This window comes from Neochlamydia sp. S13 (assembly GCF_000648235.2).
In the GTDB taxonomy this organism is placed as follows: domain Bacteria; phylum Chlamydiota; class Chlamydiia; order Chlamydiales; family Parachlamydiaceae; genus Neochlamydia.
This window is the reverse complement of the sequence record NZ_AP017978.1, coordinates 81,120-106,921: the sequence shown is the minus strand read 5'-3', so window position 1 is coordinate 106,921 and position 25,802 is coordinate 81,120. Positions and strand designations below refer to the sequence as shown.

The window sequence follows — 25,802 nt, the reverse complement described above, 5'->3', positions numbered from 1 at the left end:
TCCCATCATCTGCCAGTCTCATAAATGTGGCAGGACTGTTTGCCATAGAGGAAAATTGTAGGGAAGGGGCCTTATTGGCATTCTAGGTGGTTTGAAAGATAGCTTTTAATTCTTTAAAACATAAGCGCCATTTTCTTATGTTTTTTTGAAAGCTTAAAATAGGCTTCATTCCTTTTTTTTCTTTATTGCTTCATGTTGATAAGTGTTATGCATTGAACTTTGCATTCTATTAAATTTGCTTTAAGTCTATTAGCATTGGAGCTTAGGCTATCTTTCTATTTAATATTGAAAGATTGATAGCTTTTTAAGTTTATTCGCTGACAGGGCCTGTGAATAGCATTAATACTGCGACTCCAGCTAAGATAAGAGCTGTCCCTAATAAATGCATCAGGGAAAAGGCTTCATTAAAAAAATAAACCCCAATCAATATAATGCTTACAATCCCTAGTCCCGACCAGATGGCATACACAATGCCTACTGGTAAGGTTTTCAGAGCAATGGAGAGGGACCAAAAAGTAAGCCCATAGCCCACTAATACTACTAGTGAAGGAAAGAGCTTAGTCATCCCGTAAGAGGCTTTTAATGCACTGGTCCCTACAACTTCGCCGGCTATGGCCATTAAAAGATAAAGATATGCTTCCATAAAGACCCCGTTTAGGGGTACGATAAATCAAATACGATATTAAAGTAAATGACGCTCAATAATAAATTTGCCATTCATAAGGAACGCGATGAAACAAGATTTTAAGAACCAGACAGTTATGATTACCGGGGCAAGTTCAGGATTTGGAGCAGCTTTTGCTGAAGCCTTTGCACGTGAAGGAGCTAGCTTAATTAATATTGCTAGGCGCAAGGATCGCTTGCAGGCTCTTGAAAGTTCTTTGCGAGAAAAATACGGGGTGGAGATCTTATCTGTAGAATTGGATATTTCAGATGAAAAAGCGGTGGTAGAAAAATTGGGTCTGTTGGCAAGAGATTCTATAGTGCCCGATCTTTTGATTAACAACGCTGGCATGGTAAGAGGGTTAAATAAGGTATGGGAGACGCCTACGCAGGATTGGAATGAGATGATTGATATAAATATTAAAGGATTACTCAATGTTAGTGCTCAGATTATTCCTCACATGGTTAAGAAAAATGCTGGGCATATCATCAATGTAGGCAGTATCTCAAGTCATGATACCTACCCTGGAGGAGGAATATATTGTGCCACTAAATTTGCCGTCAAAGCTATTACGGATACATTAAGGAAAGAGCTGGTGAATACTCCTATTCGTGTTTCGATGATTTCTCCTGGGATGGCTGAGACAGAATTTAGCTTGGTTAGATTTGCTGGTGATAAGGATAAAGCCAATGCCGTTTATGAAAACATTCAACCGTTGACAGCAGAAGATGTGGCCGAGATTGTCCTTTTTATGGCTAAGCGTCCTCCCCATGTCAATTTAGCAGATGTGGTGGTTTATCCTACTCATCAAGCTTCAGTATCGCTTGTTTATCGAGGAGAAGGAAAAACAAAGAGTTAGCTGAAGAAGTAATTTTTTAAGCTATAGCCATTAAAAGGATAGGGAGCTGATGAAAAAAGTTAAACTCTCTTTCCCATGGCTTTCATGGTGCTTTTTATTGTTTTAGAAAAATGAAGATAATTTAAAGAATTTTATTAAAAAATTATTTGCTAGATGTAAAAGAAAATTAAAAATAGATCGGTTGGCTAACCATAGCTTGGGGAGCTACGCACATCTCCAAAGTAATTCCATAACTTTGAAGTTTATCTTTAACCACGCCAAGAGCTGTTTCAGGCGTATTGCATTCGCTAGAAAGATGGGCAAGGTAGACATGTTTTAAATTAGGATGGGCAACTTTGCTTAATAGCTCAGCACAAGCTTCATTAGAGAGATGACCGTTTCTGCTTAAAACGCGCTGTTTATACACCATAGGCCGTGAACTGGCATGGACCATAGAGGGTTGATGATTAGCCTCTACATAAAGGTAATCACAAGCTTGTAATTGATGAAGGACTAACGTGGAAACAAATCCCAAATCTGTACAAAATCCAAGCTTTAATCCATCCAACTTTAAGGTAAATGCTACAGGATCAAGTGTGTCGTGTTGAATATTAAAAGGATGAATTTCAAGGTCGCCAAATTCAAAGCTTTCGCCCGTCGAAAATATTTTGAACTTAGGACATTCATGTAATTGTTCGACAATTCCTTTGGCGGTTTCATGATTGGCAAACACAGGAATGCCCATTTTTAAGGCTAAAACTTTAAGGCCTTGAATATGATCACTATGTTCGTGGGTAATTAAAATAGCATCTAACTCCCGAAAGTCTACCCCAATTTCGGCAAGTTTTTCTTTGGTGGCTCTTGCACTTAAACCTGCATCAATAAGAAGCTTAAGTTGCGGCGTTCCTAAGTAAACACAGTTGCCTTTCGAGCCTGAAGCTAGAGGACAGAAACCAATCATTTGTAACATACCTAATCAATATGAGGAACGTTTTATCATATAACCATTTCCTTAGGCAAGTTTTTTAAGGCTAAAGATGAAGAGGTTAGTCTCTAAAAAAACATAATGTTTAATTTAAATACCAAATATTATACATAGAACTATGCATACATTATAAAGAGGAGACCTCATGGAAACAGCCGTTCAAGTTTTAGAAAAAATGGAAAATGTATTAGATCAGCTAGTGAGCAATGCCGAAGGTTTAAAAGATTTATCGATGGAGGAATTTTCTGAAGAAGCAGTTACTCCTTTACAACAAAAGCAAGAACTTTTGGTAGAACAATTAAATGGTTTGGAAGGAAGCTTTGAAGCTTCTGAAAAAGAAGGCCAAGAAGAAGTTTTAGCTAAAATAGGCGATCGCATAGCAAAAAAGCTCCGTTATTTCCAGCATTTAAATGCTGTTTTTGTGGAAAATATTACGGAGGGGAATTTTATGGAGGATTATGCTAAGAGTGATCTAGAAATGCTTGAGACAGGACTTCCCCATCGTCGACACGAAAATACTGACGAAGAATAAACTAAAAAAATTAAAGCATAAGATTTAAGATAAAGCAAAAATTAGAAGCTCTAACTTTTAAACTTTGCAAGGAAGTTAGGGGGGTAAGAAGAAAATTTTTTATTTGAATATTTAAAAATTTTCTTCCTCCTCTAATAAATCATCATCTGTTGGTATGCCTTGCTTAGCTGCTAAGATCTTCCTCGGCTTGCTTCCTTCTGCAGGACTTACAACCCCTTGGGATTCGAGTTGGTCCATTAAGCTAGCAGCACGGGCGTATCCAATTTTTAGCTTGCGTTGCAGAAAAGTGGTAGAGGCATTGCCGGTACTGAGCACGATATCTAGTGCCTGGTCATATAAAGCATCTTGGGGCGCATCCGTAGAAGCTAGTGACCCACCGGAATCTTCAATAGAGATGGAACCGATGGTATCAAAGGACTCAATGACATAATGAGGAGGGGCTTGATCGCAGATATATTTAACAACACTGTGGATATCTTCATCCCGTATAAAAGCCCCTTGAGCTCTTACTAAATGAGAAGTACCTGGAGGAAGAAAGAGCATATCTCCATTTCCTAATAAGCTCTCAGCGCCTGTCTCATCAAGGATAATTTGACTATTGATGCGGCTAGCAACCTTAAAAGAAATCCTTGTAGGAAAATTAGCTTTTATTAATCCCGTAATCACTTCTCGAGAGGGACGTTGGGTGGCGAGGACAAGATGAATACCAATGGCTCGTGCCATCTGGGCAATACGAGCAATAGGTGTTTCAATGTCGCTACTGGCTACCATCATTAAGTCAGCGAGCTCATCGATAATTCCCACAATATAAGGCATCTTTTCAGGAACTTCGATATTTAACGAATCTTCAAAGTCTTTATTGATGACACGGTTATTAAAGCTTTCAATGTTTCTTACACCGGTTTGTTTTAAAATTTCGTAGCGTTTTTCCATCTCTTTTACCATCCAACGCAGTGCAGCGCAAGCACCATGGGGCTCGGTAATTACCGGCGCTAACATGTGAGGAAGGCGAGTGTAGGGGGTCAGCTCTACTTTCTTAGGATCCACCATGACAAGCTTAATCTCATCCGGTCTAGCATTTAGCACAATGGACATGACAATGGTATTAATACAGACAGATTTGCCTGAACCGGTAGCGCCTGCGATAATGCAATGAGGCATCTTGGCTAGATCGCTCATTACGTAGTCTCCATTCACAGCTTTACCAAGAAGGATAGGAATGTGAAACTTTTTTGTACCCTGCTGATAGGTGGTTAGCATATCTTTAAAGCTGACTTCTTGAGGAGAGGGGTTAGGCACTTCGATGCCTACAGCAGCTTTTCCGGGAATAGGAGCAATGATCCTAATCGATCTGGCTTCCATATTAAGAGCAATATCATTCTCTAATGTTTTTATACGTTGAACTTTAACACCTATAGCGGGATGAACCTCGAACGAGGTGATGGTAGGTCCGCAATTAATTTGACCTACTTTAGCTTCAATGCCAAAGCTTAGCAAAGTTTCTTCTAACACTTCAGCTTGCTTTTTTAAATCTTTCTTTAAAGAAGTTTGGTCAAATTTCTTTGGGTTGGTTAATAAATTAAAGGAGGGGAGATTATAAGCGGAAAAATCCCCATTATGCACGCGTTGTGCCTTAAGGGCTGCTTCTCTTTTGTCTAGTTGTTCATTTGCCAATTCTTTCTTTTTCGCGGGAAGAGGAGGCGTTTGCAAAGGCTGCGCTGGTAATTGAAAAGAAAGTTGATCTTCATTTTTTTCTTTTCGAGAGACAGAAGGACGTGTAGTCAAATTAATTTCTGGACGTATAGCTAACAATTCTGGGGAAGGAGGGCGATCCTGTGCTATAGAGGTATTATCTGAATGCGTGCTTGCCAAAAATCCAGGAATACGTAATTTAACATAGCGCATGAAATCACTATCTTTTTTAGCCTCCACTTCCACTTTTACTTCTTTTTTTTCTAATGGAGCTAAAGCACTCAAAGCATTTGAACTACTTTTGGATAGCTTAGCTTTAATTTTAGAAAAAAGGCGTAAGATGCTTAAGATTAAATTTTGAGGCATAATCTTAAAAATGAAAAACAGGCTCGCTAGTAAAGTACTGGTGAATAGAACCATCACGCCCGAGACCCCTATAAACCGATAGAGATTAAAGATAGGTAGATCTTTATAGAGGTAAAATAAAGGAGCACCACCCAGATGATAACGCTGACGCTTTATCCATAGATTAGGATAAAAAAACTGGCTAAGGGTATTGCCTAACAAAGGGTAAAGATCTTCGACGACGTTTAAGATCATGCTGAAGGAAAGGATTAACAAGAAAGTAAAAAAGAGTTTAATACCGATATGGCGGATGGGTTTATCTATCAGAAGCCTCCAACCTGCCCATGTACAAAAGCCACAGATGATGTAGCTTGATAGTCCAAAAATTCCATGAAAAACCATGCCGATGCTATAGCCTAATAACCCCACCCAATGATGTGTGCGTTCATTGTAAGCAAAGCTTACCAAGCTTAAAAATATTAAAAGCGTAGAAGCAAGAGCAACGACTCCATAAATGCTGCTATGCATAGGCACTGGAGGGGCTTTTTCAGAAGCTGCCTTTGCTGCTTTCTTTTTAGCCATAAGATCCCTTATAAGTTTCTAAAAAACAGAGTTGTTACCATGCCTACCAACAGGCAATACCCTATAAAATACATAAATAGGCGTTTAGATGCTAGCTTTTGAAGATAATGCAAGGCAATTATTCCGAATAGGAAGGAAAAGAGAAAGCCTGCTAAATACTGTGCCCAAGAGATAGCGGGTAAGCTATACTCGTCTCTTTTTAAAATTAGCTGTCCTAATTCGACTATAATGCTAGCCATAAGTGTGGGAATAGCTAAAAGAAAGGAAAAAGTGATCGCATGCTCATAGTTCCAACCTAGCAAGCGTGCTGCCGAAATAGTAGCTCCACTTCGGGAAATTCCCGGGAACACAGCCATAGCTTGAAAAAAACCAATCGTTAAAGCCTCTTTCCAAGTATGCTTCGACATTTCTATAACAGAAGAAGTTTTTTTACTAAAGCACACCCCTAAATACATAAGAGCAGCCGTAAAAAGAAAAAAATAGCCTAAATATTCAATGTGATCAAAAAAAGCCTTAATGAACTTAAGAAAAAATACCAAAGGAAAAAGCGGCAGCAAAGCAATAAAAAGAAGGTGTAACACTTTTTTTTCACTTGTTAAAAGTGTTTTAATCTTTTTGAAAAAGGCAATAAAGAGGGCTAATAACGTCCCCAAATGACAGATAAGATCAAAAGTAATTAGATCTTTGAAATTATTCATGCCTAACAGGTATTGAGCTAAAATCAGGTGCCCAGAAGAGCTGACAGGTAAAAATTCGGTAATACCTTGAACGAATCCTAAGAAAATTGCTTCAATTGTTGACACAGCAGTTATTTGACTTGTAAAAAAGGGCGATCGACGGGATTCGAACCCGCGACATTTGGAACCACAATCCAACGCTCTAACCAACTGAGCTACGATCGCCGCATAACAAACAAGTTATTTAACTTAAAATAGCTATTTAGGTCAACAGGTTTTTCCATATTTTTTAAGGAAAATGTTAAGATATAGCTAGTGATAGCACCAACTTTTAAGGTCTCTTCCTTTAGGGGTCCTAAAAAGAAAGCCGACATCGATCGTAGCTTTAAGAGGTTAAAAGCTCTGCTTCTTTCATTTTTTTCCTTTAAAGATTTAAAAGCACAATCTTACGCATACGTATCTTTATAGATTAACAGTTTGGCTATATCATCTAAAAAGAATATCATTAAATTATCCTCAATTTCTCTCCCTCTATTTGTTTTTTATTTAAATTCTTTTGGGATTAATTAGATATGTGTTATTTTATATTAATTAATAATCGATGGTGTGTTTTTAAATATCTATTAATTATAAGAAATAATAAAACTAATGAATATAGAAATCTTACATAGGCCCCATTTTATATTTCCTGTATTTAGAAAAATAGAAGAAGGGTTAGCTTATTCTCCAGGATATCCAGCCATATATAGGAAGATTGGCTTAAGGATCTTTAAAGAATTGAAAGAGCAAGATTTATGTCGATTAAGAGTTGTATGTAAAGAATGGAAACAAATCATTCAAGAAGCTTCTTTATGGAAAAAACTTTATCCAAAAAGCTCTATTGCTAAACCTGGCGGTAAAAACCAGGAAATTAGGGCTAGCCATAAGAATGAAGTTTTTAATCCTTTTGATTTTTTAGCTTCTTTGCCCCCTAGAACTTTAAAGAGTATGCTATGCTCTGGAAATGATTTAAATGATGAGGGACTAAAGGATATTTTTAATACTCAAAGCGGTACTCAAATTTTTAAACAAACCAAAGTCGACAAGATCAAATTTTTGCAAAATTACCCAACTCATCAATTACATGGTTACCTTCGAAAACTTAATAACTATCTAGAACAGATTACCCTTTCTATTGATTACACAGAGGAGCGTTTATCCAAAGAGAAAATAAAAGAATTAGAAGAATTTTATACGCTAGCTTTAAAGCTTGCTGTTTATGACAAAGAAGTTATGCAGGAAATCTTTTGTATAGAAAAGTTGGGTGATATTTATGTGGAAAAAGGCACAGCAGAAGCACTTCTTCAAGCAGCAGGGCTTTATAATTACGTTTTATCTTGTTCTTCTTCTTTAGAAAGCTGTGAAATGACTAGAAAAAAGTTATCCCAAGCTGAAACTTTACTTATTAAGATCTGTAATAGTAAATCTTCAGATCTCGAGACGAGACAAACATATTTCATGAAAAACCGCAAATTATTGAAAGGTCTTAGAGATAATATAGAGAAGAAAATACAAGCTTTCTCTGGAGACCCTTCTACTGAAGAGGTCAGAGAGCTCTATCGCGAGATTACTCAAAGCGTAAAGGAATTTTTTAGCAATCTGGTAAATCAATCGATAGAGGCTTTAGGAACTAGTCCCTGTGAGTTTGCGATGATAGGATTTGGCTCTTTAGCTAGAGAAGAGATGACGCCTTACTCCGATCTAGAATTTGGCATTCTTGTGCAAGAAAATACTCCTACAACTAGAAAATATTTCAAATCTCTTACGTTTCTCCTCCACCTACTAGTTATTAATCTAGGAGAGACTATCCTGCCTGCTCTAAATATCCCCTGTTTAAAGGCTATAAGCTTTTTTGATGGTAAGACTCCTCGAGGGTTTTGCTTTGATGGGGAAGGAGTGGAAGGAAAGGGGTGTAAAACTCCTTTTGGAAACCGCCATACATTTGAGCTTATTAACACCCCAGAAAAGATGGCGCAATATATCGCTAAAAATGAGGAGGGTAGATGGTGGCATGATCAAGAGCCGCATCTTCCCATGGAACTTTTAACTTTCACTCACCTATTAGGCAATCCTGAACTAACCGGGCGTTATAGCCAAAAAGTTCAAGAAATATTAGAAACTCCCTACCAAGAGAACTTTACCCTTCGCCAGCATCTAGCTAAGCACCATTTAGTACAACAAGATATGAAAAATTTTGATCCTGGAGTAGACATGTTAGAAAAACAAGGGATGCTTTTTAAAGCTAAAAATGACTTTTATCGCTTTCCCCATTTGGCTATAGATCGGCTGGCTCTTCTTCTAAAAGGGGCTCCTTCAGATACTTTTGCTAGAATTGATCAGCTAAATCAGCAAGAAATTCTAACAGGCGAGGTAGCTAAAAAGCTAAAAGAATGGATGAGTATAGCACTATTTATGCGTCTTAAAACCTATTCTTATTATCAAGCTCAAAAGGATAGTATGAATCCTCTTATCAAGCCGTTTGGTTTTGACGAGCCTGAAATCGTTCAAAAATGTTTAGCGTTGGATCATAAAACCTTAAAAAAAATAAAAAAAATTTATGGTATATTTATTCCTTTCTACAAGATTATCCAAGATTTTTTAGCTGGTAATGAAGAAGTTCTTAAATCTTTTGTTTTAGATAATAGTGCGCTTCAAACACAGGGACTCATAGCTTTAAGGCTTTTGCAGCATGAAAAAGCAAAAAAGTATTATAACTTAGCCATACAAGCCACCTCAGGAGACGTAGAAATGTGGAATACTCTCGCTGCGATTTACTACGTTCAAGGAGATTTAGAGAAGGCGATTGAGATTAACACGAGGGCCCTCAATACTGCTCTTCAACAGGATAAAAAAAATCTTTATCATATAACAAGAAGTTACAATAACCTAGGAATGATCTATCTTAACCAAGGGAAATTAGAAAAGGCTGAGGAATGTGCTAATCAGGCCCTCGCCATTGGCTATAGCATGGTGGGGGAAAATCATCCACTCATAGCTATTCGCTATAACAATCTAGGCAATATCTTTGAAGCTCAAGGAAATCTTAAATTAGCTATTAAATGTGTAAAGAAAGCGCTTGAGATTGATCTTAGGGTTTCCGGAATGGATCATCCTCACCTGGCGATTCGTTACAATAATTTGGCACGCATGTATAACGCCAATAGAAAATTAATCCAGGCGATTTATTGTGCCGAGCAGGCGCTCGCCCTTGATCTTAAGCTTTTTGGTGAAAATCATCCCAAAATGGCAATTCGCTATGGTAATCTTGGGTCAATCTGTAAGGCTCAGGGAAATTTGGAACAGGCGGCTGAATATATGAATCGAGCGCTTGATATAGATCTTAAGTTCTTTAGCAAAATTCATCCTAGGATAGCCAGTCATTACAGCAATCTGAGTACGATCTATTTCAGTCAACGAAAGTTAGAAAAAGCCGTTGAATATGCAAGGCAAGCACTAGACATTGATCTTAAGTTGTATGGTAAAGATTATCATAAGGTAGCCATCCGTTACAACAACTTGGCACAAATCTATCAATTACAAGGAAGGTTAGAAAAAGCGGCTAGATATACTGAGAAAGCACTCAATATTAGTCTTAATTGCTTTGGTAAAAAACACTTTCAGTTAGCAATTTTCTATAAAAATCTGGGGATTATCTATCAATGCCAAAGCAAATTAGAACAGGCGGCCGATTGTATGAAGCAAGCCCTCCACCTTAATCTAGAGCTTTATGGAGAAAATCATTTCTCTCTGGGAGAAGTTTACGAACATTTGCAAAAGATTTATCAAGCACAAGGGGATTTAAAGCAGGCAGCTAAATATGCCAAAAAAAATGCTTAAATCTTACATCATAATTTCTGATAAAGCTCATGACTATGCTCGGCAAGCAATATGTTATAATAACTTTGCATCAATTTACCATAGCCAAGGCAAGCTAGAAAAGGCGATTGCTTGTGTAAAGCAATGCCTTAAAATTAATCTTGAGCTCCACGACAAAAATCATTTACTGAGTGCTGTGGACTATGAAAATTTAGGACAGCTTTATCAAATGCAAGGAAATTTGGAGCAGGCGGTTAAGTATGTCAACAAAGCGCTTAAAATCAGCCAGCACCTATTGGAGAAAAACCATCCCAGTATCGCTAGACTTTATAATAAATTTACCTCTATTTTATAAACGATAGACGAGCCCACTAAATATGCTATGAAAGCACTAGAAAGCCCTCTTAAAGTCTACGGTAACCATCCTTTAATAATAAAAGTATTTTATCATAATATAAAAGAATTTATCTCCAATTTTCATTAGGTTTAGTAAGTCCATGTGCAGTATGATTTAGATAGAAGAGGGTTCACAACTTTCTTTCCTAGTAAATAAATAATAAAATGTTGAATGTTTAAAAGATAAGCTGGTGAGGTGTAGATTTTTTTCCTTAAGGTTAGAAGTGAAAGAAACTAAGTGAACCGCCGAGAAAAATGTTGTTACTTCAAAAAATGAACTGGTAGTTGAAACTAGTAATAACTTGGCGGAATATAAAATTTAGTCACATTTCAACTAGAGAAGGAAAATAGCAAATGACTGAAAGGCTTTCCTTACATCTAGCTTGTTAGGGTTTTAGATAGGTCAATTAAAAGGGCTACTATAAATAATAAATAAGCTTACACATTGTATTAGAAGGAAAATTGAATGCTAAAAATAAATGGCAAGCAGGTAAGCTTATGGGTGCAGTAAATCTCGATCTTAATTTTCCTTCGACATCAACATGCAAGACGAGCCAAAAAAATTCTATCTTTTCCTCCTTAAACAGGATCGAAAATACAAAGATTGGATTAAAAACCTTTGCAGAATTAAAATTGCAAGATTTGTGTTTAGCAAGCCTTACTTGTAAGCAGTGGAAGCAGCTTACTCAAGAGCCTAGCACATGGAAAGAGCTTTATTTCCAAGCGATAAAGGGAGAGGGCATTGAAGAGCAATCTTCTATCAGCCTTCTTGAGAATGAGGTTTCTAATCATCTCCAGGCTAACATCTTAGCTTTTCGCCCTACAGCAATTAATAAAAATATTTCCCTTCCTTTTGCCCCTCTCATCTATATCAAAGAAAAATGCTTAGAAAAAGAGGATTTTTTATCGAAAGATAAAATAGAAGAAGCTGAAAATGCTTACGCGCTTACATTAAAAGGTGCTGCTCAAGAAAATGATTCTATCCAGCAAAGCTTTTACGCGGAAAAATTAGGGGATGTCTATTTGGCTAAAAAAATCCCCGAAAAGCTTCTTCAAGCTGCAGGGCTTTATAATTATGCTATGCATCTTTCTCTCCCCAACAGGCAGGAGTTTCTTAAAGAAAAGCTTGCTAAAATTCAAAACTTACTTAGCCAACTGTATGAGGAAAAACCTTTAAATTATGATTTACTAAGGAGTCAATTTGAAGGCAACCGACAAGAATTAAAGGATTTAAGAAGTAAAATAGAGAAACAAATCCAATCTTTACCTGAAACCCCGGCTCCCCAGGTGGTCAGAGAGCTTTATGGTGAGATCTCTCAACAGATAAAAGCTTTCTTTAAAATTCTTGTAAAGCAGAGTATTGATACCTTAGGAGCTGAGCCTTGTGAGTATGCCATGATAGGCTTTGGCTCCTTAGCTAGAGAAGAGATGACTCTTTATTCCGATTTAGAATTTGGTATTCTTATAAAAGAGGATACCTTAATAAATAGGGAGTATTTTAAGCGTCTGACCACTTTGATTCACTTAAAAGTTATCAACTTAGGCGAAACTATCCTACCTGCTTTAGATATTCCTTGTTTAAAAGCTATAGATTTTTTTGATAGCATAACTCCAAGGGGTTTTGCCTTTGATGGGGCAGGAGTAGCAGGAAAAGGCTGTAAAACCCCTTATGGCAATCGTGAAACATTTGAGCTTATTCAAACTCCTGAAAAGATGGCGCAATATATAGCTAAAGATGAAGAAGGCTACTGGTGGCATCAGCAAGAACCTCATCTTCCCCTGGAGCTTGTGACTTACACTCATCTATTAGGTGCTTTTAAATTAACGGAACAGTACAAACAAGAATTACAAGAAAACCTTGATACCTGTTATCAAAGAAGCCTTACTCTTCGTCAATACTTAGCTAGGTATCATCTGGTTGAAGAGGATATGATGGTTTTTGAACCACGAATAGGAGAGCTAGAGTGTCAGGGCATGCTTTTCCACACCAAACATGACCTTTATCGTTTCCTTCATCTAGCCTTAGATAGGCTAGCGCTTTTTAATAAAGTGGCAGCCGTGGATACATATAGCAGGATCGATCAATTAAGCAATCAAGGAGCCTTGAATCAGGGAGCAGCTGAAAAGTTAAAAGAGTGGATGCTTACAGCGTTACTGATGCGTCTTAAAACCTATTCCTATTATCAAGCCCAACAGGAAATGATGAATCCTCTCATTAAGGTTTTTGATATTGACGAATCTACCCTTGTTCAAAAGCAGCTTGGCTTAGATGGGGAAACATTAGCAAAGATAAAGAAAATCTATCATGTTTTTATTCCCTTCTATCAGGCTATGAAAGAGTTTTTATTAGGGGATGAGGATAGATTGAAATTATCACTTCTAGATGAAAACTCTCCTCAAATGCATGGAGATATAGCTCTGAGATTTTTCCAACATGAAGAAGCTAAAAAGTGGTATAGCTTAGCAAGAAAAGAAACTTCAGAAAAGTCTGATCTATTAAATACTTTAGGAATAATTGATGGAATCCAAGGAAATTTCGAGCAGGCGATTGAGCATATCTATCAAGCACTTGAAATAGACCTCAAGCTTGAGGGGAAAGATAGCCTTCAAGTGGCAAGAGATTATAATAATTTAGGAGTTTTCTATCAAAACCAGGGAAAATTAAGAATAGCTGCTAACTATGTAAAGCTAGCTCTTAAAATGACTATCAAGCTATATGGCAAAAATAATTTAAGGGCAGCCAATTGTTACAACAATCTAGGATGCATCTATTTAGAAGAAGGTAACTTGGAAAAGGCAGCTAAGTATGTCAAGCAAGCGCTCGAGATAGGCTTCAGGCTTTACGGCAAAAGTCATTCTAGCCTAGCTATATACTATATCAATCTAGGACGAATCTACCAGGAACAGAGGGATCTAGCAAAAGGAGCAGAGCTTATCAAGCTTGCGTTTGATATAGACCTCAAGCTGTATGGAGAGCATCATTTTAATATGAGCAAGAATTATAATATTATAGGGCTGATGTATCATGCACAGAAGGATTATGAACAGGCAGCCAAGCACTTGAAGCAAGCTTTAAAAACCGATCTCAAGTTATTAGGAAAAAATCATATAAAAATAGCTACTCGTTATAATAATCTAGGAAGTATCTATCAAAGCCAAGGCAATTTAAAAGAGGCTTTTAAATTGATCCGCAAAGCCCTTAAAATAAATATTAAATTATTTGGAGAGAATCACCCTCATGTAGCCACAAGTTACAATCATCTTGGAACGATCTTTCAAAAACAAGGAGATTTTGAGCAGGCCATAGAGAATGCCAAAAAAGCATTGAAAATCCGTATCGAGCTTTTTGGCAATTATCATCCCAGAGTAGCAAGAGTTCACAATAATCTTGGAACAATTTATCAAGAACAAGGCAATGTTGAGCAAGCTGCTAAGTCATTCACTCAAGCACTAGGTGTTTTCCTTAAAGTAGATGGTGCAAATCATTTAAAGGCAGCAAATCTCTGCCATCATTTAGGGCAAATTTATCGATTTCAGGGAGAACTAGGAAAAGCAGCTAAGTATATCCATCATGGGCTTCAGATTAATATTCAGCATTACGGTGAATATCATCCTCGGGTAGCTGAAGATTATAAAAATTTGGGACTCATCTATCGAGAGCAAGGAAATTTGAGGCCCGCCGGCAAATATATCAAGAAAGCACTTAAAATTAATATTAAACTTTTTAGTGAAAATCACCCACGTGCGTTAAGAGATTGTGAGGATCTGGGAATGGTTTATCAAGAGCAAGGGAAGTTAGGAAAAGCGCTTAATTATACTAAGCAGGCTCTTCGAAGTGGCATTGTTATATATGGCATTCATCATCCTGAGGTGGCAACCATTAATAGTAACCTACAGAAACTCAAGTCATTTTTTCCAACATCTGAGGTGAAAACAACCACACTTCTTAAGAGGCGGGGTAAGTCAACGGGAAGGGGGAAGCGTTGAGTTGACTTGGAGAATAAGAATATAACTTTGTGTAAAAGGTGCTGCTATGATAATAACTTAACGAGAAAGAAAATCAGCTATCAATGCTCTTTTGAGTTGGAGCTAACGACAAACTTTTAAAATTACTAAGTTATCAAATGCTTGCCTTGTGTTTTGCCTGATTTAAAAGAGAGGGTGTATTTGAATTTGATTAATCATGACCGAATGATTAGGGCTGCGAGAGAGTTAGCTAGCTTAGCAAAAGAAAGAGTAGCTGCTACAGCTGCTTTTCAGCCTAGCAGGCTAAAAAGTTGTTTCAAGAAACTATAAATAATGCTAAATACCTATTTAACTTTTCATTAAAAATTAAGTAAAAAAGATAATTTCTATGAATTTACCAACCTTAAGCATTCATCCTTTTATATTTCCTGGATTTAAGAAAATTGAAAAAAGAAAACAGCCTTACTTGAAATTAGGCCCTTATGCCGAAATTAGCTTGGAGATTTTTAAAAAACTGGGATGCCAAGACTTATGCCAAGCAAGCTTAGTCTGCAAAGAATGGAAGCGATTAGCTGAACAAACCAACTTGTTGAAAAAGCTTTATTCAGCAAGCTTTGAAGATGGCTTGCAAGAAGAAGAGCAACCTGGTGATAAGGTACAATCTTTAGATCTTTCTTCTTGCCAGTGGGACGAAACTCAAATAGCCGTGGCTCTATGGCAGGATTCTACTAGTATCATCAGTAATTCGATAAAAGCAAAAGTAAATGCTGCGGCTACTTACCTAAAAGAAGAAGGCTTTGAATTAAAAGGGGTGGCTAGTGATGGAGACTGCTTTTTTAGCGCTTTTTTAGGAAGCTATGCTTGTCTTTCTAGAAAAATTCCTTTATTAGACGATTGTAAAGATAAAATTCCTTATTTAAGGCAAGTACTCGCTGATATTGTTAGACACATCGGCAGCGAAAGAGCCGAAGAAATAAAAAGAAAAGCTACTTGGGTAAGTGGCTTAGGTGAAGGTGATCTATTAGCCTCGGCCTTATCTATTCCTATCAGGCTAGTAACAGTTAATGAAGAGCATTTGATTTGCGGGATTCATGATAGGTTGATCTTTTCAGAACAAGGCTTACCTGAAGGGAATAGATCGCAGGAATGGAAAGCTATCCCTCAAAAAGAAAGACCTAACGAATACATTTTTATTGTGGACTTAGGGGGGCACTTTTTGTATGCGCAGAAGCATTTAAAACGAGAATCTCCTCTTTTTTCGAAGGTAGGAGACTCTTCTAATCCCCCCCTTTCTAACTCTCCACCTAAAAATGAATTAAAAAAAACTTTAGAAAGCTTAGGAATCGATGACCTTTTACCAGAAGAGGAGATGAAAGACCTAGAGTTATCCTATACGCAAGTTTTAAAACGTGCTGTTAAAGAGAAAGATCCCATCCAAGAAAGCCTTTATATAGAAAGATTAGGTGATATTTATTTAAGAAAAGAAAATTCGGAAACGCTCTTGCAAGCCGCGGGTCTTTACAATTATGCCTTGCACAAAGCTCCTAAAGAAAGGCAAGAAATTATTAGAGATAGACTTTCTCACGTACAAAATTTATTGGTTAGAGAATGTAAAGGAAAATCGCTTGATTCTGCAGTAATGAGGAAACAACTTGAAGGGAATCGCCAAGCATTGGAAAAGCTTAGGGCGGGCATAAAGGCGAAGATCCAAGCTTTGCCTGAAACGCCTTCTTCTCAAGAGGTAAGACAAATCTACCAGGAGGTCGTACAAAGAATAAAAGTCTTTTTTAAGCTTATTGTAGAGCAAGCCATGGCTACCTTGGAACCTGCTCCATGCGAATATGCCATGATAGGCTTTGGTTCCCTAGCTAGAGAAGAGATGACTCCTTATTCCGATTTAGAATTTGGCATTCTAATCCAAGAAGATAGTAAAGACAATAGAAAGTACTTTAAGCGCCTGACTACTCTAATTCACTTGAGAGTTATTAACTTAGGGGAGACGATTCTTCCTGCTTTAAATATTCCTTGTTTAAAAGCTATAGATTTTTTTGATAGCATAACTCCAACAGGTTTTGCTTTTGATGGTGAAGGAGCGAAAGGAAAAGGTTGTAAAACTCCCTTTGGCAATCGCCAAACATTTAAGCTTATTCAAACTCCTGAAAAGATGGCTCAATACATTAGCAAAGATGAAAAAGACCAATGGTGGCATGAAAAAGAGTCTCATCTTCCCATGGAGCTTCTGAATTTTACTCATTTGCTAGGCAACAATGAATTAACAGAGCAATATAGGCAAAAAGTTCAAGAAAATCTTAATACGCCTTATCAAGAAGGCCTTAATCTTCGCCATTATTTAGCCAAGAAACATTTAGTTCAAGAAGATATGATAGCTTTTGATCCAGGAATGGGTAGTTTAGAAAAGCAGGGAATGCTTTTTAAAGTTAAAATTGATTTTTATCGCTTTCCCCATCTGGCGGTGGATAGGTTAGCCCTTCTTAAAGAAGTAGTAACTTTAGATACATTTGGTAGAATTGATCAGCTAAACAAGCAAGGAATATTAACAAGTAACGCAGCTGAAAAGTTACAGGACTGGATGAGTATAGTTTTATTTATGCGCCTTAGAACTTACTTTAATTGTAATGCGCAAAAGGAAGCTATGAATCCTCTTATTAAACCCTTTGGATTTGATGACCCTAGACTTATCAAAGAGCAATTGGCTTTAGATCATAAAGCTCTAGAGAAGATAAAAAAAATTTATCGTATCTATATTCCTTTCTACCACGCTATGCGAGACTTTTTAGCAGGACATGAAAACAATCTTTCATCCTCCGATTTAAATGATGATTCACCCCAAACGCAAGGATACATAGCTTTAAGGCTTTTTCAAAATCAGGAAGCAAAAAAGTGGTTTCATGAAGCTTTAAAAAAAGATTCAGAAAATTTTGAATCTTTGAATGAGTTAGGGCTTATCTATGAGCAAGATGAGCAAGAAGGAAGTCTAAAGCTGGCAGCTAAATATTTAAATCAGGCGCGTAAGGTTGCTCTTAAATCTCCTAGGGAAAATAAGTCCTTTGTAGCATCAGTTTACAACAATCTAATCTCGCTTTATCCGACTGAAGTAAATTTTGAAAACGCAATAGATTATGCAAATCAAGCACTCAAAATCCTTAGAGAGCTTGTGGATGAAGATCATCCATGTATAGCAGGAGCTTACAATAATTTAGGGCTAATCTACCATGGGCAAGGTAATTTAAAAAAAGCGGTTGAGTATTATAAGAAAGCGCTCAAGATTGACAAGAAGTTTATTAAAGAAAAACCTGCTAGTGTAGCCATAGATTATAATAATTTAGCAATGATTTACCTAGAGCAAGAAGATGTAATAAGAGCGATGGATTTTGTAAAACAAGCACTCAACATCAATCTTAATTTTTATGGTGAGATGCATCCCAATGTGGTCACAAATTACAACAACCTGGCAATGATCTATCAAAAACAAGGGGAATTAGAAAAGGCAATGGAGAATGTTAAAAAAGCTCTTGCCATTGACCGTAAATTTTTTGGCAAAAATCATCATACAGTAGCAACAGATTACAATAACCTAGGAGGAATTTTCATAGGGCTAGGGAATTTAAAGCAAGCCGCTGAATATATCCGAAAAGCCCTCAAAATTAATCTTAAACATTCTGGGGGGAACCATCGTAATGCGGCTGAAAATTACAATCATCTTGGGATGATCCTCCGCCAAGATCAAGGAGATTTAGAGAAAGCGGCAGAGTATGTCCATCAAGCTGTCGATATCCTCATTAAGATTGGTGATGAAAATCATCCCTCTTTAGCAACTTATTACCATCATTTAGGGCTAATCTACCAAGATCAAGGAGATTTAGAGAAAGCGGCAGAGTATGTCCATCAAGCTGTCGATATCTTCATTAAGATTGGTGATGAAAATCATCCCCATGTAGTAACTTATTACCACCACTTAGGTCTAATCTACCAAAAACAAGGTAAATTAGAAAAGGCATTCGAGCATATCAATAAAGCCATAAGACTCGCTTACCGGCTAGGACAAGCCTACAAAAAACAAGGTAATTTAAGCCTAGCCATCAAATATACTAAAGAAGCGTTCAGAATTAATATCAGGCTATATGGCATCCATCATTCAACAACAGTAACAATAAATGCCAATTTACAGGAGCTTAATTTAGCTTTTTCAAGAAATGCGGGAAGAAAATCATCTTTTCCCTCTTAAACTTTTTATACGCACTAATGAGTTGCCTTTTTCGCTATAACCCACATTCCTCCCCTGAAATTTAAGCTACTGATTGCTAAGGGCTTATAAAAGTTAATTCCTAAATTTAAATTTTATAAACTTCTCATATTCAGATATTTACAAAAAACAGTGAGGAATATGGGCTATAAGATAGTAGGGTAAATATTAAAAAAAAATTGGCAAATAGGTATAGACAATAGCACCAGACAGAATCTTTAAAAAATGAGTTCATGGCTTGTAATCTTTTGTTGCTTGCTCAAATAATTTCGTCCATAAATTCCTGCTAGAAAATATATTCCTAGCCATAAAATAGTTATTTCCTGGTTCATCAACAAATTTATATTATAATCCAGGCTTTTGGGCATACCATAGGCGTAATCTAAGACAAAGTTGGTAAAGGATTCATTAAAATTATAGATGATCTGGGCTAGGCTAGAGCTTAAAATTCCTACCATTAAGCCAGCTAATAATAACATGAGGGCAAGACTTACCATCCAAGGAAAAAAGAAATTATAAATTATACTCCATAAGGGGAATTTTTGAAAATAATAGAGGGTGAGAGGAAGGGCTGCTAAAGTAACTGCTATGGATAGTGCTAATGCTTGGCGGAAGAGAGTGAGAACGATAAAGCCGTGCTGATTGGAAAGATTCATGGCCATTAATTGATTAAAGGTTTTCTTAGCAAAAATCTTTTGGAGTAAATAGTCGAAGGAAAAATAAGAGACTAGGATGGCTGCTGTCACGGCAAAGCTAAATTGGAAGCCTATATGAAGCGCTAATTCCGGATCAAAAATAAGAACGATTAACAATCCTATTCCTAAAGAATTGAGGCCAGAAGGAGGTTTCTCTAATAGGGTAGCACCAAAGCCTAGCATGCAGCTGACCCATGCTCGAATTATAGAGGGAGAAGGCCCTAGAAAAGCAAAGTAGAGAGTCATAAAAAGCATAAGAAGACTTACACTCGTTTTTTGTCCTACTATCCAAGATAAAATAAAACCCAGCATGCCTGCTACGATGGCAAAATGAAAGCCCGAAATAGCCATGATATGTTGCAAGCCGAAACGCGAAAATTCAAAAGCCATGAGACGATTTTCAAATTCGCCCGTTGTTATGCCTGAAAGAAAGCTGCTACTAGGGCTATTAGGGTTTTTAGAAATTTTTTGAGAAATATATTTATTAACGGCTTGTTTGGCATTAAAGCGCCATTCTGCTAGACCCCAACTATTTGCTAAAGGATACCATGGGTGGTGTTTAGTTGGCTTGAAAATAAATTTACCATTTTTAGACTGTTTAAGCCTACCTTGTAAAAGGTAGGTTTTATTAGCTAAAGGACGATTAAGCGCTGCATGATCCAATAAAGAAATGATGATAGAAATATTAGGATAGATATTTAGAGATTCGTGCCCAGTAAAAGAGAGCAGCTTACCTTGATAGCTCCAGTTTTTACCCATGAAGGTATTCTTTCGGGATAAAGAAGAGATATGAATAAGCGCAGTACCAGTAACTCCTTGTTCAGGTAGCTGAGGAGGTTGGAAGGCTAGGGAAGAATAGAAAGCAGCACTCAAAAAAAGAAGAAAGTTAAAAACAGCAGCTTTGTATTCTTGGTGAAAGACAAAAGCGAGCAAAAGGATGGTTAGAAGCAGGCTATTTATAAAGAGGCTAGAAGATGAAATCCCTAAGCCGCCATAGACTCCTAATAAAAATGAAAGGCCATAGAAAAGAGCGGGATAACTTTTACAAAATAAATATAAGGGACCAAGGATATTAAATTTGAACTTCGTATAATCTCTTGTTTGGGTTGTTAAGGGAGCAAGTTAAACCTCGATCTTTCAACTTATTTATTTTGCGAGACTGAAGGCTTTGAAGAGATTGAAGAAAGCTTAAATTCTTAGATAGCGTTTTAGTTCCTTTTAATTTAGTGCGTTCTTTGGGTTGGCTAGCTTTAATTGGGTCAGGGAAAGCCGCAGGGATTTTTTTGCGTACTCGAAGAGCATCCATCAAGGTATGGATACCCGCTAAAAAGGCATAGTTAATTAAAGCGTAGTGGTTGCTAAAAGTGATAATTAAATAATTATAAGAAATTGAATTATTATCTTTTAATAAGACATATTTATGAAGCTTATTAATGGCTAGCACTTCGCCGATGGGGTAAAAAGCTGTCCTATCTAAGGTAGAAAGTAGGTAGTGAAAATTTTCTGGTAGAGCTTCACTAAAAATTTTATCATTTTTAAGAATATAACATAAGGGGGCTGTGCCTCCAGGGATATGCTCAATAAGAATAAGCTCAGCAAAATTATGCTGGGACATATCTCCCGATTGCAAATCTTTAAATTCGACATTTAATCTTTCTAGCCTTACTCTGTTTACCTCCACGTTTGGCCATCCTTTGTTCTCTAAGTACTTGAAAATCAGGAAATAAAAATAAGCTCAAAAAATTAACCCATTTGCTTTTCATCTTAGTTTTTTAACATAATTAATGCAAACCCTTCTTAATTAAATTCAAAGAAATTCAAAAATTTGGTAAAAGTATGATTGGAAAGTTTTTAAGGAAAAAAATAAAAAATTTGCTAGCACTTCTCTAATCATTAGAGCCCCATGCTACCAGCTTATTAAAGAGGATAAAAATTTAGAAAGCCATTTAAATGTAGCCTTTAGCCCTTAATACCTCTCAATTTTAAGGAATAAGTCGATGAATTTGTCTGTTAAAGATTACCATCCTCAGTTATCTGTTCCTAGTGTCCGAGAAAGCTTTCCTCAAGCGTTCTTTTTAGAAAAAAGTTTAAGTTTTTTCTGGAAAATATTAGGAGCTAGCCTACTTAAATTTTCAAAGTTCTGCTATGAATTATCCTATTATTTGCTTACCGGTCATCTTAAGTGGTTGTGAATTTTTTAGAGCATTTAATTTGCTAGTGGCTTTTAAAAAATTGTGGGGATTTTTTTTGAAGCGCGGCTACCATTAAAATCTTTATCAAGCAAAAACAGTTGGAGAATGAATGGGAAGGATAAATGCCAAAGCGTTACATAGCTTTTCGCCTGCTTTTGTAGGAGATGAGGATAAATTTTTGTTAGTGAAAGAAGGAATTTAGTATTAACCGTATAACTTTATTATCATTTATGATTCTGTTGAAATACTGCTTTTTCGATTTTTTGTGGATTAGCTACCAGGTGGCTAACAGTAGGTTAGTGATGGGAACTCTTTATCCTTCTATTCAATTGAAAAAGATAAAAGAGCTATCAAATTTTAAAGATTTTTCCTCCTTTAAGTTGGCTATTACGCTTTTTGTAGAGGAGCTAACATTTTATCATGGAAGAGTAAGCTAGCAAATATGATTTACAAGGTAGAGGAACTTTTCCAAAAACATGGCCATGATTTAGGCCTGGTTCTTGTAGCAGGCCATAAAGGACTCAAGCGTTCTATCAAGGTACCTGAGTCTCATCGCCCAGGACTTAGTTTATGTGGTTTTATGAAAAATCATGCTTATAAGCGTATCCTTGTATTTGGGCGAGTCGAAATGGAATATTTGAGAGACTTAGATCCTGAAATACGTGTCAACCGCTTAAAAGAAATCCTTACCACTGCTACCCCTGCTGTCATTGTGGCGAGAAGGTTATTGCCCTTAAAAGAACTAGTCTCGTTATGCCAAAATAAAGGGATTTCTCTTTTTAGATCTAGCATGAGTACGATGAGCTTGCTGAGTAAGCTTACTCTCTTATTAAGTGAAGAGTTTTCTCCTAGTATGACCTGCCATGGCACATTGGTAGAAGTTTTTGGGGTAGGGGTTTTGATTAAAGGAGATTCATCGGTAGGGAAGAGTGAAGCGGCTTTAGGTCTTATTGAAAGAGGCCATCGCCTTATATCCGACGATGTTGTCAAAGTTAAAAAAAGAGAAGACTCTTATGTGGAAGGATTTGGAGCAGAATTGACTCGGCATCATATGGAAATTCGAGGAATAGGTATCATTAATGTCGCTCACCTTTATGGGGCCGTATGTGTAAGAGATAACAAAAGTATAGATATTGTGGTTAAGCTGGAAGCTTGGGATGATCAACATTTTTATGATCGAGTAGGTTTGGTGGAAAATTACTGTGATCTGCTAGGATTAAATATTCCCTATCATGTGCTGCCTGTGAAACCAGGTCGTGATGTAGTATTATTATTAGAGACCATCGCTCTTAATCATCGCCTAAAAGCAATGGGATATAATTCTGCAAAAGAGTTTAATAATAAGTTGTTAGATATGATTTCTTCTAAAAATCAAACAAGGAAAAGGATCCGTGAAGCTGTCGAGTCAAGTGCAAGTTAAAAATAAAATGGGCCTTCATACCCGCCCTGCAACAGTTATTGTGAAACTGTTGCAAAACAGTAAAAGTGATGTAACCTTTAAACATAAAAAAGAGGAAATCAACGCTAAAAGCATTCTTAGTATTCTTATGTTGGCTGCAAGGAGAAATTCTAAAATCACTATTGAAGTGGTGGGTGAAGATGCTAAAGAAACTTTAGAAAGGCTTGTCCAAGCATTTGAAAATCAATTTGAGGAGTAAAATTGCCACACTCTAATCTAGAAGAAATTCGGTTAACTGGCAATGTAATTTCCAGTGGAATCGCTATTGGAAAGCCTTTTTTTCTAAAAACTTTGCAAAAAAGTTTTCCCGATGAAAATATTCCGGCTTATAAAGTCGAGGCTGAAACCGAACGCTTCCAAGCGGCTGTCCAATCAGTCATTAATGATTTACAGGCAATTAAAAATCAGCTTGAACTCGATGGTATGGATGAAGGGGCTGCCATTTTAGAAGCGCAATTACAGCTATTGTCTGACCCTTCATTAATTACAGAAGTTAGCAAACAAATCCATTCCAAGCGAAAAATTCCTGAATATATCCTCCATCAATTGATCCAAGAGTATCAGAAAAAATTTGATACCTTAGAGGATATGTTTTTTCGAGAGAGATTTAAAGACGTACAGGATATCTCCCGCCGTATTATGGCCTATCTTCATAAGGAAACAAGAAATGCTTTTGATGAGCTTTTACCAGACTCGATACTTTTTGTAAAAGATCTAAGCCCCGCGGAGACTGCAGAAGCTAGCCAGAAGTGTGTAAGGGCTATTGTATCCGAAAGAGGAAGTGCTACCGCACACGCTGCCATCCTTGCACGGGCTAAAGAAATTCCTTATATGACCAACATAGCATTTGACGAAGTGTCGAGCTGCTCGGATTATTTAGTGATTGTCGACGGAAGAAATGGGGAGCTAATTTTTAATCCTTCTTCCGAGACCTTAGCCCAATATGAAAGGTTAAGTGAGGAGTTAAATGCTAGGCGTCTTCGATTAAGGCAGACAGACTCTCATGATATAGAAACTTATGACGGCTATAAAATGAGACTTCTAGCTAATATAGAAACTAGCAGCGAAGTGAAGAAAATCCATGAATATGGTGGCGAGGGGGTGGGATTATACCGCTCTGAAAATATTTTAGTAGGTCGGGAACGTTTACCTACCGAGGATGAGCAATTCGAAATTTATCGAGAACTTGTGGAAAATATGCAGGGTCTGCCCATTACTATTCGAACTTTTGATGTGGGACGTGATAAGGCAGGCATAGAAGCTTCCCCAGGTCAAACAGGAAATGCTTTCTTGGGATTTAGAGCTGTAGGAAGTTTAGAACGAGAGAAAGATATTTTTATGACCCAGCTGCGTGCTATCCTGCGTGCCAGTGCATTTGGTGAGGTTAATATTCTTTTTCCTATGGTCTCTTCATTACCAGAGTTAATTGAAGCTAAACGCATGACCCAAGAGGCTGCTAGGCAAGTAAAAGTTACTTCTTTAGTGAACTTAGGATGCATGATTGAAGTGCCCTCAGCAGCTATTATCTCTGACCTTCTTGCGCGGGAGTCAGATTTTCTTTCTATAGGAACTAACGATCTTATCCAGTATACTTTAGCCGTGGATCGCTGTGACAATACCATGAGCCATTTATATCAGCCTATGCATCCGTGTGTCTTAAGGTTAATACGGCATGTAGTCATTGAAGCTAATAGGCATAATGTTCCTGTAAGCATTTGCGGTGAAATGGCTGCTAATCCTAAATATATTCCTTTGTTGATGGGACTAGGGATCCAGGAAGTTTCTGTGGCTGCCCGCTATATACCTTTAATCAAGCAGGCAATTCGTTCTTCAAGCATTATCTCATGCTGTAAGTTAGCTGAAAAAGCGCTATCTTTAGCAAGTACTTCTGAAATACAAGCCCTTTTGGATGAAACTTTTTATGCACATTTCGCTCGTGCTTCTTTAGAGGAGTTGATATGAAAAGCCTGGGAATTTATCTGCTTTCAAGAAAAACGGCAAAAAAATATCACTCGTTAGTTTATATGCATATACCTTAACGCTATGTCTCTATTTTCAAAGGAAAACATCTCTTTAGTATTCCCCTTTTTTCTAAAGGTGTAGCCCTTACATCTATATGATTGCTTAAGAAGTTGCTAGGAAACACAGGATAAAAAAATAACAGACTATAAAGATGGCAAAAGCTATCTAGAACAGTAGAAATCTATCTATCCTATAGCTTGCCTATCTAGATTTTTTTATTTTATTTTTCTTGCCCTTTTCCTTTCTCGTCTGTCATGCAAGTAAGAAAGAGACTTATAGAATTCCTAAAATGAATTTTTTGATTTTATAAGCATAGATGACTTTAGAAGCCAAATCCACCTAAATTAGGCATACCAGGTAGGCTAGGTAATTTGGGGTTTTGCTCTTTAAGCTTTGAAAAAGCATCTTTATAAGCTGCTTTAATAAGGTCTTCAAGTCCTTCAATATCTTCAGGATCTACACATTCAGGCTTAATTTTAATCTGCTTTAGTTCGTGCTCGCCCGATAAAGTGATCGATACAAGACCGTTACCGGCACTTCCTACCACTTCAGTGGCTTGTAATTGAGTCTGCAATTTGGAGAATTGATCCTGTAGCATTTTAGCTTGTTTCTTTTGCTTTGAAAAACCTGTGCCCATA

General features: G+C 37.0%; 17 protein-coding genes and 1 tRNA gene. 10 read left to right on the top strand and 8 right to left on the bottom strand.

Annotated elements, in window-relative coordinates; genetic code table 11:
* Window positions 1–310: 310 nt before the first annotated feature.
* Entirely contained in the window at window positions 311–643 is a 333-nt protein-coding gene (locus TY21_RS10375) for a multidrug efflux SMR transporter (RefSeq protein WP_042243449.1), read from the bottom strand.
* A gap of 88 nt (window positions 644–731) precedes the next feature.
* Here TY21_RS10375 and TY21_RS10370 point away from each other — a divergent pair, with 88 nt between their 5' ends.
* Window positions 732–1,523: an SDR family NAD(P)-dependent oxidoreductase gene (locus TY21_RS10370; protein WP_042243443.1), complete on the top strand. Its 792-nt coding sequence runs from the start codon at window positions 732–734 to the stop codon at window positions 1,521–1,523.
* Between the two features lie 166 nt (window positions 1,524–1,689).
* Here the strand turns inward: TY21_RS10370 and TY21_RS10365 are convergent, their stop codons facing one another.
* Window positions 1,690–2,463: an MBL fold metallo-hydrolase gene (locus TY21_RS10365; RefSeq protein WP_042243442.1), complete on the bottom strand. Its 774-nt coding sequence runs from the start codon at window positions 2,461–2,463 to the stop codon at window positions 1,690–1,692.
* A 169-nt stretch (window positions 2,464–2,632) separates the two neighbouring features.
* Between TY21_RS10365 and TY21_RS10360 the strand changes: the two genes are divergently transcribed.
* Window positions 2,633–3,019, top strand: coding sequence for a hypothetical protein (locus TY21_RS10360; protein WP_039383996.1), 387 nt, complete (start codon window positions 2,633–2,635; stop codon window positions 3,017–3,019).
* A gap of 111 nt (window positions 3,020–3,130) precedes the next feature.
* On the opposite strand, the gene TY21_RS10355 is transcribed toward TY21_RS10360, so the two are convergent.
* From TY21_RS10355 to TY21_RS10345, 3 genes are all read right to left on the bottom strand, one after another.
* Window positions 3,131–5,638 (bottom strand): DNA translocase FtsK, encoded by a 2,508-nt coding sequence (locus tag TY21_RS10355; protein WP_042243439.1) that lies wholly within the window; start codon window positions 5,636–5,638, stop codon window positions 3,131–3,133.
* A gap of 8 nt (window positions 5,639–5,646) precedes the next feature.
* Complete coding sequence (locus TY21_RS10350) at window positions 5,647–6,441, bottom strand: undecaprenyl-diphosphate phosphatase (RefSeq protein ID WP_042243487.1); 795 nt, start codon at window positions 6,439–6,441, stop codon at window positions 5,647–5,649.
* A gap of 25 nt (window positions 6,442–6,466) precedes the next feature.
* Window positions 6,467–6,540, bottom strand: a tRNA-His gene (locus TY21_RS10345).
* A 423-nt stretch (window positions 6,541–6,963) separates the two neighbouring features.
* On the opposite strand from TY21_RS10345, the gene TY21_RS10340 reads away from it, so the two are divergent.
* From TY21_RS10340 to TY21_RS10325, 4 genes are all read left to right on the top strand, one after another.
* Window positions 6,964–10,191 (top strand): tetratricopeptide repeat protein, encoded by a 3,228-nt coding sequence (locus TY21_RS10340; RefSeq protein WP_042243437.1) that lies wholly within the window; start codon window positions 6,964–6,966, stop codon window positions 10,189–10,191.
* Window positions 10,172–10,525 carry a tetratricopeptide repeat protein gene (locus tag TY21_RS10335; RefSeq protein ID WP_042243432.1) on the top strand — a complete coding sequence of 118 codons (354 nt, stop codon included), beginning with the start codon at window positions 10,172–10,174 and terminating at the stop codon, window positions 10,523–10,525. Before TY21_RS10340 ends, TY21_RS10335 begins: the two co-directional genes overlap by 20 nt.
* A 539-nt stretch (window positions 10,526–11,064) precedes the next feature.
* The gene (locus TY21_RS10330) at window positions 11,065–14,553 is read left to right on the top strand and encodes a tetratricopeptide repeat protein (RefSeq protein ID WP_145987376.1); all 3,489 of its coding nucleotides are present in this window, start codon (window positions 11,065–11,067) and stop codon (window positions 14,551–14,553) included.
* A gap of 367 nt (window positions 14,554–14,920) precedes the next feature.
* Window positions 14,921–18,778, top strand: a complete 3,858-nt coding sequence (locus TY21_RS10325) for a tetratricopeptide repeat protein (protein ID WP_042243428.1) — start codon at window positions 14,921–14,923, stop codon at window positions 18,776–18,778.
* 236 nt (window positions 18,779–19,014) lie between these two features.
* On the opposite strand, the gene TY21_RS10320 is transcribed toward TY21_RS10325, so the two are convergent.
* Window positions 19,015–20,424, bottom strand: coding sequence for a ComEC/Rec2 family competence protein (locus tag TY21_RS10320; RefSeq protein ID WP_042243427.1), 1,410 nt, complete (start codon window positions 20,422–20,424; stop codon window positions 19,015–19,017).
* A gap of 139 nt (window positions 20,425–20,563) precedes the next feature.
* Window positions 20,564–21,172, bottom strand: coding sequence for a hypothetical protein (locus TY21_RS10315; protein ID WP_042243425.1), 609 nt, complete (start codon window positions 21,170–21,172; stop codon window positions 20,564–20,566).
* A gap of 316 nt (window positions 21,173–21,488) precedes the next feature.
* On the opposite strand from TY21_RS10315, the gene TY21_RS10310 reads away from it, so the two are divergent.
* The 4 genes from TY21_RS10310 to ptsP all read left to right on the top strand — a co-directional run bounded on the left by TY21_RS10310 (window position 21,489) and on the right by ptsP (window position 25,104).
* A complete protein-coding gene (locus TY21_RS10310; RefSeq protein ID WP_042243421.1) occupies window positions 21,489–21,683 on the top strand; it encodes a hypothetical protein in 195 nt (64 codons plus the stop codon).
* A 442-nt stretch (window positions 21,684–22,125) separates the two neighbouring features.
* Window positions 22,126–23,103 carry an HPr(Ser) kinase/phosphatase gene (gene hprK / locus TY21_RS10305; RefSeq protein ID WP_042243418.1) on the top strand — a complete coding sequence of 326 codons (978 nt, stop codon included), beginning with the start codon at window positions 22,126–22,128 and terminating at the stop codon, window positions 23,101–23,103.
* Complete coding sequence (locus TY21_RS10300; RefSeq protein ID WP_039384027.1) at window positions 23,075–23,341, top strand: HPr family phosphocarrier protein; 267 nt, start codon at window positions 23,075–23,077, stop codon at window positions 23,339–23,341. The genes hprK and TY21_RS10300 overlap by 29 nt, the downstream gene beginning before the upstream one ends.
* Window positions 23,342–23,343: 2 nt before the next feature.
* The gene (gene ptsP, locus TY21_RS10295) at window positions 23,344–25,104 is read left to right on the top strand and encodes a phosphoenolpyruvate--protein phosphotransferase (protein WP_042243415.1); all 1,761 of its coding nucleotides are present in this window, start codon (window positions 23,344–23,346) and stop codon (window positions 25,102–25,104) included.
* 382 nt (window positions 25,105–25,486) lie between these two features.
* On the opposite strand, the gene TY21_RS10290 is transcribed toward ptsP, so the two are convergent.
* Window positions 25,487–25,801 carry a YbaB/EbfC family nucleoid-associated protein gene (locus TY21_RS10290; protein ID WP_042243405.1) on the bottom strand — a complete coding sequence of 105 codons (315 nt, stop codon included), beginning with the start codon at window positions 25,799–25,801 and terminating at the stop codon, window positions 25,487–25,489.
* Window position 25,802 lies beyond the last annotated feature (1 nt).

Coding starts and splice junctions, on each gene's coding strand:
- TY21_RS10340 (WP_042243437.1), top strand. CDS start 6,964: ATGAATATAGAAATCTTACATAGGCCCCATTTTATATTTCCTGTATTT.
- TY21_RS10355 (WP_042243439.1), bottom strand. CDS start 5,638: ATGGCTAAAAAGAAAGCAGCAAAGGCAGCTTCTGAAAAAGCCCCTCCA.
- TY21_RS10375 (WP_042243449.1), bottom strand. CDS start 643: ATGGAAGCATATCTTTATCTTTTAATGGCCATAGCCGGCGAAGTTGTA.
- TY21_RS10335 (WP_042243432.1), top strand. CDS start 10,172: ATGCCAAAAAAAATGCTTAAATCTTACATCATAATTTCTGATAAAGCT.
- TY21_RS10330 (WP_145987376.1), top strand. CDS start 11,065: ATGGGTGCAGTAAATCTCGATCTTAATTTTCCTTCGACATCAACATGC.
- hprK (WP_042243418.1), top strand. CDS start 22,126: ATGATTTACAAGGTAGAGGAACTTTTCCAAAAACATGGCCATGATTTA.
- TY21_RS10325 (WP_042243428.1), top strand. CDS start 14,921: ATGAATTTACCAACCTTAAGCATTCATCCTTTTATATTTCCTGGATTT.
- TY21_RS10360 (WP_039383996.1), top strand. CDS start 2,633: ATGGAAACAGCCGTTCAAGTTTTAGAAAAAATGGAAAATGTATTAGAT.
- TY21_RS10365 (WP_042243442.1), bottom strand. CDS start 2,463: ATGATTGGTTTCTGTCCTCTAGCTTCAGGCTCGAAAGGCAACTGTGTT.
- TY21_RS10370 (WP_042243443.1), top strand. CDS start 732: ATGAAACAAGATTTTAAGAACCAGACAGTTATGATTACCGGGGCAAGT.
- TY21_RS10290 (WP_042243405.1), bottom strand. CDS start 25,801: ATGGGCACAGGTTTTTCAAAGCAAAAGAAACAAGCTAAAATGCTACAG.
- TY21_RS10310 (WP_042243421.1), top strand. CDS start 21,489: ATGAATTTGTCTGTTAAAGATTACCATCCTCAGTTATCTGTTCCTAGT.